Below are 11,463 nucleotides of genomic sequence, written 5' to 3'. Positions count from 1 at the left end.
CCAAGCCTTGGAATCTAACCCTTGAGAGTCCTCATGAAATACCGTTTTGTCATTATTGCCTGTTTGCTATCTTTAGTAAGTAGCCTTTCTTTTGCTGCCCCAGAAAAGGGCTTTGAATTCGTTGCTACTGTTAATGGTGCTCCCATTAGCAAAGGCTTATATGAGATCAATCTCAGAGCGGCACTAGCGCAAGGGCAAAAAGATACCCCTCAGCTCAGAGAGGCCATTAGGAATGAACTCATCAATCGCCAGCTGATAGCCCAAGAAGTGGTAAAGCAGGGCCTTGATAAAGAGATTGACCTGCAAGATCAAATTACACAGCTAAAACAAAATCTCTACTTGCAGGTATTGATTGAAGACCATTTCACCAAAAATCCCATCACCACGGAGCAGTTGCGCGAAGAGTACAACAAGCAAAAGCAATTCTTAGGTAATGGCACAGACTCTGCAACCCAATTCAAGATTAGCCAGATTGTGCTCGGCACCGAATCTGAGGCCATTGCAGTGATTGGGCGATTGCAGGCGGGGGAGTCATTCGCTAAGGCTGCTAAAGAAGTCTCTCTTGATGCGGCCACCAAATCCCAAGGCGGTGTATTGGGGTGGGTTTCTGTTCAACAACTGGCGCCACCGGTAGCCAACGTCGTTGCTAACCTTAGCAAGGGAAACTTTAGTAAGTCCCCTATTCGGGTGTCTGATGCTTGGGTCATCGTACGCGTGGATGACACTAAGTCTTCCAAGCTGCCGACTTTCGAAGCCTCCCAAAACCAACTAAAGCAGGCCCTTGTTCAGCAATATTTGGGTGAAACCATTAAACGACTGCGCGAGTCCGCTAAGATTATTCAATGAAGCTGATGTATTCATTTGCCCTGTCATTTCTGCTGCTGATGGCTAATCTCGCCTGGGCAGGGGACAAGATAGCCTACCAAAACTGGATTGCTGAGCTGGGCGGCAAGACCAATGAGGCATATACGATTGCAGACCCAAATACCTCCTTTGGATCCTTTTGTTCTGGCGAGCAGTGCCTTTTCTATTTACACCAAAGCTTTGCTTGTAGCCCCGGGGCAAAGTACTCCGTGCTCATGAATAGCCCTAGCGTTTCAACTGCCTTGACAATGGAATGCACGGTCATCAACGGCAATGTCTTTCAGATACTGAGTCCATTTGAGGTGGTCTTAAAGGCTACCCAGGTTGGGGATACTATTGGCTTTGCTGTAGCTCTCCAATCCGGCGCTTTTGCGGTTACACGATTCAGTTTGGTTGGTGCAAAACCTGCCATTGAGCGGGTTCTTGTAGAGGCAGCCACCAGTAAACAAAGGGAGCAAAAAGAACAAAAAGAGACTCCAAAATTAGCGCCTCCACCAGTTCAAATGACACCCAAAAGTACCCCTAATTTGAACCAAAAAGCACCTTCAAAAGACATTTCTATCTAGGTAAATTTTTATGGGAATCAAACAATTTAACGGTACCTATTTGGTTAGCGAAGACCGTATTTTGTTTCGATTTAATACGCAAAATCAAGAAGAGTATCGACTCTGGTTTACACGCAGAGTCACACTTTTTATTCTTGCAGCGACATCCCATTTGCTAGCAAAAAAGTTAGAACAATCATATTCACCTGATGCTGCAAAAGCGCTCAATGAGTTTGAAAAACAAGCCATTTTGGATGCAGCCAAAAGCGAACAATCTGCATCGCCAAGTTATGAAGGCGGTCTAAATTTCCCCTTGGGATTTGATCCAATTTTGGTGCAAGATGTCACCTGCGCATTAACCAAAAATGGTGAAAAATTAGCGCAAATGAGTGACCTCAAAGAGGGAGAAATTGACCCAGATTTATCGATTGATTTTGCTCTTCCAGGCGGTGCAAATTTGAACCTCAAATTACCTCCAAACACATTGCAAACCATGTGTGTTTTGCTCGATCAATTGCGATTGCAAGCGGGGTGGGGTGAAGCTGTTTTGCAGATAAAAAATTCACCCACAGAAGAACAAAATTCAGAAGTCAAAATGAGTGAAAATATTTCCATTCATTAAGTAGTAGACACATCAATTTTCGAGTCATTTTTGCGAGCAAAATCTACCAAAAATAGCCTTTCCTACATGGCATCAAAAACACCCCAAAATAGCCCCAATTTTTAGATGTAAGCATTTTTTGCATTCCTGACATATTTTGGGGATAAAAAGACCCCCTAAATTCAAGGCTTTCAGAGCGTTATCCCCATAGCTAATATCAATAGATATAAGGCTTTGGGAAAATTCTGCTTCCGGAAAAAACCTTGAGTTTGTATTGAAAAAAGCCCATCAGGAAAGGTCGCTCCTTTTTCTGAATACATCGTTGAAAAATTGTTTTGCGAAAGTCAATTTCGCAGGCAAAATTTCGCACGCTTTTTCTTCAATCGCAATACTCGCATCATTGCTGACCTCAGCTGCAGTATTTGCTAATCCTGCAGTACCAGTTCTACCAAAATTAGCACTTCCAACTAACGGCCAAGTCGTCGCCGGTAACGCCACCATTTCACAATCACAAACTGCTACTGCAGCGACCATGAATGTGAACCAAACATCACAACGTGCGGTGATCAATTGGGACAGCTTTAACGTGGGCAAAAATGCCACAGTCAACTTTAATCAGCCAAACGCTAGTGCAGTCACCTTAAATCGCATCACAGGTGGTAATGCCTCTGTGATTGAAGGTTCAGTCAAAGCAAATGGCCAAGTAGTGTTCGTTAATGAAAACGGTGTGACCTTTGCCAAAGGATCACAAGTAAACGCTGCTGGTGTTGTAGCAACGACCATGAACATCGCCGATAAAGACTTCATGGAAGGTAAGTCCACTTACAAAGGTAATGGCACTGGCGCAGTGATTAACGAAGGCAAAATCAAAACCAATGTTGATGGTGGTTACATTGCCTTGCTAGCCCCCGAAGTGCGCAATGACGGTTACCTGATCGCCAGAAAAGGTGCTGGTACTGTAGTTATGGCTTCTGGTGAGCAAATTACCCTGGACTTTAAGGGCAACGCCTTAATCTCCGTTGCGGTAGATAAGGCTGCTTATGGCGCCTTAATCGAAAACAAGCGCCTAGTAGAGGTTGGTGGTGGCCTGGTTGTGATTGCAGCAGGATCAGCAAACCAGCTCATGGCTACCGTGATTAAGAACACCGGCCGTATCTCGGCTAGTTCTGCCGTAAACAACGGCGGGGTGATTGAGCTTGTAGCCAATACTGTGACCCAAGCGGGTACCGTATCAGCTAACAGCCAAACAGGCCAGGGCGGTCAGATCAATATCGTGGGCAATGACATCACCATTGCTCAAAACTCTAAAACCACAGCTACTGGCGCAACCGCTGGTGGCCAGGTCAATATCGGCTTAGGCAGCACCCAAGTATCTGGTGGTACGCAGATCAATAGCGCTACCCCAGCCGGTATTGCCGCTAATGCCACCCAAGCAGCCAATAACAATCAACTGGCCAAGAGTGTGACCGTAGAAGCCAATGCCCTGATTGATACCTCCGCCACTCAGACTGGCAATGGCGGCGCTATTGCCATCTGGTCTGAAGTAAAAACCACCGTAGCGGGCATCCTCAAATCCTTGGGCGGAGCGCTATCAGGTAATGGCGGCTTTATTGAGACAAGCTCAAAAGGGCAGGTGAGCATCGCTGCTCAAACCCAAATCCTCACTACAGCGGCTAACGGCAAAGCCGGTACTTGGCTCTTAGATCCGATTGATCTGACTATTGACCAAGCAACTGCAAGCCTGATCTCTGCGGTACTAGCCAATAGCAATGTCACCATTGCGGTAACTGCCAATACCACTGCCTGCCCAATCGGCTCATGCACTCAAAACGGTACGGGTAGCCTAACGATTGCTAGCGGCGCAGATATCCTCAAGAGCGGTAATAACTACACCACCTTGACCCTATCCTCAAGTGGCATCTTTAACCTCAATGCCAACATTAGCGGCCAGAACTTAGATGTGATCATCAGCTCTTCGATTGCTTACTTAAACGTAGGCACCAGCATCACTGCCTCTAAGGTCACCGTACAAGCCCAGACCATCTATGCCGCTGGCACTATTAATACTAGCCACTACAACCTCGCAGGCAATGCAGGCTCCTTGGGTAATGCAATTGAGTTGTTGGCACAGGCGATTTATGTGTCGGGTGGGCTCAACCTCAGTACCAACTTGCCAGTTAATAGTGCTACTGTAATAACAGTCAATGGCGTAGCTAAGCGTCCAGATGAGTTGCCAAGTTATCTCATTGCTCTGAACGCAGATCAGAATCTGAACCAGGTTTATGCCGCTACTGCCGCTAATGACGAGACCTCATTGCAAGCAATGTCAGTAACACAAAGTAATAGCAATGTGATTTATCTCACGGGCAGCAACTTGCTGAACTTACAAGCAACAGCAGAGGTCAAGGCGAACGGGACAACCGGTGGCTCCATTTATGCATCGGCCCCCAGCATCAACTCTCAGGCTGGCAGCGTAGTGCAGGCCAATGGCAATAATGGCCCCGGTGGAGTAATTGCATTCTCAGGTGATCAAATTACAGTAGCAGGCAGCATTGCAGCAAACGGAACTACAGATGGCGGCGCCATCACACTCATTGCCAATAACGGCGACCTCAATATTCAAACTAGCACTATTCAAACGAACGGCTCTACAGGTCGTGGCGGAAGCATTGGCATTTCTGCAAACAATAACGTCACCATTACTAGCAGCACTATTGCTGCAATAGGCTTTACAAACGGTGGCGCAATCAAGATAGGCAATGATGCAAGCAACGGCACATTGCCTTTTGCTTTATCAGTATCACTTGATCAATACACTAGCCTTAATGCTGCTCAGCAGGATGGCAATCAAAGCAACACCAATGGCGGATTAATTGAAACTTCCGGCAGCACATTAACACTTCTATCTAGCATTAATGCGGGTAGAGGGGGGATGTGGCTATTGGATCCTAATAACGTCACGATTAGTGCTACCGCAACCTCTGGTGGCACACTGCCTAGTTACACGGCTACAGCAACAGCATCAGTAGTGAATGCTGCTGATATTCAGAATCAAATCAATGCTGGCACTAGCGTTACTATTATTGCCAATGGCACTATTACCCAAACATCAAACTTAACATTTGCCCCCGCATCCGGCGTAAACGTCAGTCTTACTTACGACACGAGAACAGGTACAGCACAGTCAATCACCTTGACGGGCACTACAACCAATACAGGTGCCGGCAATCTGACGCTGAACTATTTATCCAGTGGTCAAATCATCATCAATGGCGCAATCAATTCAACAAGCACCGGAAAAATTAACGTTGTAGCGCAATCTTTCTATGCCACAAATACATTAACAACCTGTTCAGCTGGAGCATGTGCAAGTATTTATAACGGCTCTTCAGGAAGCATCACCACCAAAGGTGGTTATGTTGTGATGGATGCCACTGGGGGAACGCTCAGCGGCTCAACGATTACTGCAGGCGCAATTCTGAATGGACCCATTTATCTCAACGCCGGCATTAATACGACCACTTCTGGTGGGGCGGGCAGTAGTGCTGGAGGCGATTTTGCACTAGCGGGATCAAACAATTTAGCAAGTGGCGTCGGCTCCTTTGAGCCCAATGCAAGCGCGCTCAATATTGGTGGGAATGCCAGCTTTCAATTAAAGAGTAATGCCGCTGCTAACTATGGCTTTGTAGTAGCAAGTTATGCGACCACTTCGCCAATTACTGCTTACGGTAATATCGATATCACTAGCAATGGAATTACCAGCTCTGGTAATGGTTTGATCTATATCTCATCCGCATTAACTTCTACAACTGGTAATGTCACCTTAAACGCAACATCTATCAGCACGACTTCCACCACAAATCCAGGAATTAGCTCAATTGCAGCGGGAACAATAACAGCTAACGCTGGAACAATTTCGATTAACGCCACTTCTAATGCAAGTTCTGCCGTTGTACTAGCAGGAGCCTTATCAGCAAAAAGTATTGCAATTACTGGCACAGCAACTACGGCAAGCACCATTGTTTCTTTGGGGGCAATGACAATCGTTTCTGGCGGCTCTAATTTAACTGTAATAGCTACCGATACAGTTGCAGGTGCCAATACTGGCATTACCCAAACTGGCACCATTACTGATAATGCAAGCGGCGGCAACATCAGCTTCATTTCAAATAATGTGATTAACCAGACTGGTGCAATCACTCTGGCAGCTAACGCGGCTAGTGCATCTACTATTTTGTATGACACACGAACTGGCAATAAGTTATCCACTATTACAGCGGGATCTCTAACATTGGCTGCTGGCAGCACTAAGGCAGTGAATTACTCGATTCTTGCGGCCGGTGCGGCGCTATCAACTGGTGCAGTTAATGTTAGCGGCACAATTACTATTAATAACACCTATGGCTGTGCATCCGCTCCGTGTACTACCCTTAGCGCAGTAGATAACTACATCACGTTAAGTAATTTCTCAACGTTAGCTACTACCTCAACAGGCGTGACCATTGGAGGTGCGTTAACTGGTGGAACCGGCATTTATCTTGATGGTGTTACCTACAGCGGAAATCATGGTGTCTATTCCACGGTAGCAATAACGGCTACTACAGGTAATATTGATATCTTAGGTATTACCAATGGCGGAGCAAGTGCAAGCGGGATTTTTGCAAGCGGTGCTGGCGCTACATTGACCGCAAGCACTGGCAATATTATTCTCAACGGCTATCAGCTTGCTGGTAATGCCGCAGTTAATTTGAATGGCGTGATTACCGCAACAGCAGGCTCGGTAAGTATTACAGGCTCCAGTACGACTGGTAACTTTGCCTTCTGGGATAACTCCCTTATTACGGCTGCAACCGGAATTTCTATCACCGGTACATCTGCCCCTGGAAATGGTAATGCCGCAGTGAGTATGAGCGGTGCTTTGACGGTTACTGGAGTAGGGGCACCAATTACTTTAATTGGTAACAACACTGCAAACCCTGGCGTATCTGGTATTGCTGAAACAGGCATCATTACTGGTGCCAGCGGAAGCAATATCACATTCATCAGTAATGGCATCATTAATCAAACTGGTGCCATTAACTTAGCAGCAAATACTAGTGGCAATACAAGCGCCGTTACTTATGACACTACAAGCGGCAATAAAGCGGCCAATATCACTGGCGGCAATTTAACAATTGCAGCTGGCTCCACCAGTGATATTAATTACGTTGTTAAATCTGCTGGCTCTGGAATTAATCCGGGCAGTATTGGTTCTGCTACCGTTGCTTTGCCTGGTTATGTGCTGTTAGATAACACTTACGGCGCTGCGAGTGGAACACCTGTATCTGGCTATATTACGAATGCGAATTCCGGAACATTAACAGGTGCAATTGTTGGGGTGAACATTAATTCAGCAATCACTGCAACTAAGAGCATTACCTTAATGGGTGCCTCGCAGACGGGTTATTACTCAGTCAGTATGACCGCTGCCATTGCAACATCGCAGGGCTCCATTGCCATTACAGGCTCAGGTATTAATTACTCCGTTTATAGTTCCGCCGCTGGAACTTTGACTGCATCAACAGGTTCCGTAACGATCAACGGTACTTCTACTACTGGCCAAGCGGCTCAGGTCGCAGGCGCAATTACAGCCCAAACAGGCATCACGATTAATGGTGCAGGAACAACGGCAGCAACGATTGTGACTGCTGGCGCAATGACTCTTGGCACTGGTTATTTTGCTGGTACAACCGCAAGCCCTAATATGATTTCTAATGCCGCTGGTACATCTGGAAGCCTCATGGGCTCTCTTACTGGATCGGTGCTTCCTGTAATTAGTTCAGCCGCTCTCTCAGGCACCTCCGTTCCCGGAACAATTGTCGCTACAGCCGCCGCCTTACAGAGTTCAACTACAACAACCGCCACCTATTTAGTTGCGTTTTCTGATGGGACTTATACCAAGATGGTGCAGTTGGTATTAACTTCTAGTGCAGGGTATGTTTACGCAACTGAACTTGCATCAAAATACAACTCCACTCAATTGGGCGCAGGGTCGGCGGCCAATGTATTGGGAGGCACTACAAACCTATTATCTTTATGGAATGGTTCTGGAGCGGGTGGTACGGGAACTGTCCTAACAATGACATTGGCAACTTCCCCGTCAGCAGCGGGTTATGGGGCGGCCAATCTTGTCCTTAGTGGTTCGGGTTTCATCAGAAATACTGCGTCTGGAAACATTACCATTACAGCAAACAATACCGCGGCAGGAGGCAATACTGGCATTACCCAGTCCGGTGCAATCATTGACAACGTCAATGGCGGCAGTATTTCATTTATCTCGAATAATGCGATTGCGCAATCAGGGGCGATCACTCTAGTAGCTAATACTAGCGGTAATACAACAACCGTTCTCTATGACACTCGTACAGGCAACAAGACTTCTTCTATAAGTGCTGCAGCATTAACGCTCGGTACCGGTAGTACTTCCTTAGTCAATTACTCTATTCTTTCTGTCGGTGCAGCCTTGACTGTTAATACGGTTGGCGTAAATGGTGTCATTACAGTAGACAACACCTTCGGTTGCGCATCGTCTCCATGTACTGAGCTCACTGCTGTAGATAAATATATTACTGTTAGTAATTTCTCTACCTTGGCAACAACATCTACTGGCGTGACAGTGAGCGGTGCTTTAACGGCTGGTGCTGGTGTAAATCTTTATGGTGTTTCATATAGCGGAAACTATGGAATGTATTCCACCGTTGCAGTTACGGCTACAACCGGCGACATCAATGTGTTCGGCATTACAAATACTGGAAGTGGCGTATACGCTAGTGGTGCTGGGGCTACCTTTACCACAAGCGTAGGCAATGTCACCATCAATGGTTATCAGTTAGTTGGTAATGCCGCAGTGAACTTGAATGGAGTGATCACGGCAACTACGGGATTAGTCACTATTACCGGGTCAAACACCACTGGTAACTATGCATTTTTCGATAATGCTCTGATCACCGCTGCAACAGGCATCTCGATCACAGGCACCTCTGCGCCGGGTAACGGCAATGCCGCCATTTACATGTCTGGAGTAATGACGGTAACTGGGGTAGGGGCCCCAATTTCTTTAACAGCAATCAATACCGCCAATCCAGGTGTTGCTGGAATTACTGATTCTGGCACCATTAATGGCGCAAGTGGCAGCAATATTACTTTCACCAGCAATGGAGTTATTAATCAATCTGGCTCAATTCTTCTAGCAGCCAATACCAGTGGTACAGCAAGCGCCGTTACCTATGACACGACTACTGGCAATAAAGCAGCCAATATTACCGGCGGCCCAGTAACTGTTGGCACAGGCTCGACATCTGCTATTAATTACGTAGCGATTTCAGATGGTTCAGCAATCAATCCAGGAGCCATTGGCACTTCTACAGTGACTATGCCCGGAGCTGTTCTGATTGACAATACTTATGGCGGTACTACTTCAGTAACTGGCTTTATAAACACGACAACAAATAATTTAGCCTCTTTGGCCACAACATCTGTTGGCCTTACGATTAATAACGCTATTTACGCGACCGGCGCAATTACTGCCAACGGTGTAGCAAATGCCAATCAGGGTGTGGGCTACTCAGCTGGGATTACCTCTACGAACGGCAAGGTAACTATTAATGGCGGCACTACCAATAGTTATGGTGTCTATAGCGCATCTTCTTTGGTGACCGCCAATATTATTTCGATTACTGGAACTTCTTCTGCTGCCGCCACTTGGGATGTCCAAATTGGTCCCCTCACAATTAACAGTGGATTTACTAGTGGCAGCATCACGGTGACGGGCAATGCGATCAATACACCGGGTGCTGCAGGCGGTATCTATCAATCCGGTGCGATCACCGGCGCCAATGGTTCAAGTATTAGCTTTATATCGAATAACAATATTAGTCAGAATGGTGCAATTGGATTAACAGCTAATACCAGTGGCACTGCAGCCAACATTACTTATGACACTACATACGGTAATAAGCTATCGACAATTAATACCGCTGCAATCGCAATTGCAGGAACTTCAACATCGGGCATCAATTACTCTGTACTATCTTCGGGTAGTACGCTAACTATTAGTGGAGCAGTATCTGTTCCAGGTTCTATCACTATAGATAACACCTATGGATGTACTGGGTCTGCATGCATCCCCGTTACCGGCTATCTCAATAAAAATCTGTCCAACTGGGCCACCTTGGTTTCAACTGGCAACGGTATTGTTATTAACGGGGCTCTCAGTGGTACGGCAATCACCGTGAATGGAATTGATGCTGGTGGTTCAACAGCTGGTGGTGGCGCAGTCATGGTGATGGCTGGTCTTACTGCAACTACTGGCAATATCAATATCACTGGTACAAGCACCACAGGTATTGGTGTTGCAAACCTCAATGGTTCTTGGGGAATCAGTCCGATTGTCGCGAATAGTGGTGCAGTCAATATCACTGGAACTTCAACGACCACCGGTAATGGTGTCGAGCTAGGCCCAAATAACTCTATCAGCGCTAAGTCGATCACGATTATCGGTTCTGAAGTTGGCGGTGTTTACGCTGTTTATCTCAATACCTTAACCATCGTCGCTGGTGGTACCAACCTGAATGTGACAGGTACGGTGGTAACAACCAGCGATACTGGTATTTATCAGATTGGCGCAATTACGGATAATGCAGCGGGATCCAACATTAGCTTTATTACGAACGGCATCATTAATCAGGGTGGCGCCATTAGCTTGGTGGCCAATACTGCGTCTACCGCTGCAAGTATCACTTACAACACCACTAGCGGTAACAAGAGCTCCAATATTACGACTGGTAATCTCACGATTGCGGCCGGCACCAACACTTCTGCAATTAATTACATTGCCAAATCTTCAGGATCATCTCTGAACCCAGGTGTTATTGCTAGCAGTACAGTGGCACTACCGGGTTATATTTTGCTAGATAACACCTATGGTTGTACGGGTACCAATTGCACGCCTGTTACTGGCTTTATTAATGCTGTCACCAATAATCTAGGATCGCTTGCTACTGGCTCTATTGGCATCACGATTAATAACGCCCTCTATGCGACGGGATCGATCACCGCCAATGGCGCAGCTAGTGCCAATCAAGGTATTGGGTATTCAGTTACGCTGACCTCGACCAATGGTAATGTAGCCCTGAATGGAGCTACAACAACTAGCTATGGCGTTTTTGCAAGTAGCTCCTTAATTGTTGCTAACAATATATCGGTCACAGGTCAGTCAAGCGCTACGCCAGCTTGGGCCGTTTATCTGGGCCCATTAACCATTAATTCTGGATCGATTGGCGGCAGCATAACAGTGATTGCTAATGTGATTGGCGCCCCTGGTGCAAATGGTGGACTTTACCAAGCGGGCGCCATTACAACCGCCAATGGCAGCAGCATTAGCTTTATCTCTAATAACAATATTAATCAGAATGG

The 11,463-nt window shown here is 46.5% G+C and carries 4 protein-coding genes (1 of these 4 running past the window's edge); all 4 read left to right on the top strand.

Translation table 11 applies throughout. The features are described 5' to 3' along the window. Positions 1-33: 33 nt before the first annotated feature. A complete protein-coding gene (locus tag C2745_RS05585; RefSeq protein ID WP_215383396.1) occupies positions 34-846 on the top strand; it encodes a peptidylprolyl isomerase in 813 nt (270 codons plus the stop codon). Then, entirely contained in the window at positions 843-1,430 is a 588-nt protein-coding gene (locus C2745_RS05580; protein ID WP_215383395.1) for a hypothetical protein, read from the top strand. The genes C2745_RS05585 and C2745_RS05580 overlap by 4 nt, the downstream gene beginning before the upstream one ends. Positions 1,431-1,440: 10 nt before the next feature. Further along, positions 1,441-2,031: a hypothetical protein gene (locus tag C2745_RS05575; RefSeq protein WP_215383394.1), complete on the top strand. Its 591-nt coding sequence runs from the start codon at positions 1,441-1,443 to the stop codon at positions 2,029-2,031. A gap of 301 nt (positions 2,032-2,332) precedes the next feature. Next, positions 2,333-11,463: the start of a YDG domain-containing protein gene (locus C2745_RS05570; RefSeq protein ID WP_215383393.1), read on the top strand. 19,711 nt of this gene lie beyond the right edge of the window; 9,131 of the gene's 28,842 nt are visible here — the first part of the coding sequence; its start codon is at positions 2,333-2,335; its stop codon lies beyond the right edge, outside the window.

This window comes from Polynucleobacter sp. AP-Kolm-20A-A1, from assembly GCF_018688315.1.
In the GTDB taxonomy this organism is placed as follows: Bacteria; Pseudomonadota; Gammaproteobacteria; order Burkholderiales; family Burkholderiaceae; genus Polynucleobacter.
The sequence above is the reverse complement of the archived record's forward strand: the minus strand, read 5'-3'. Positions and strand labels throughout refer to the sequence as shown.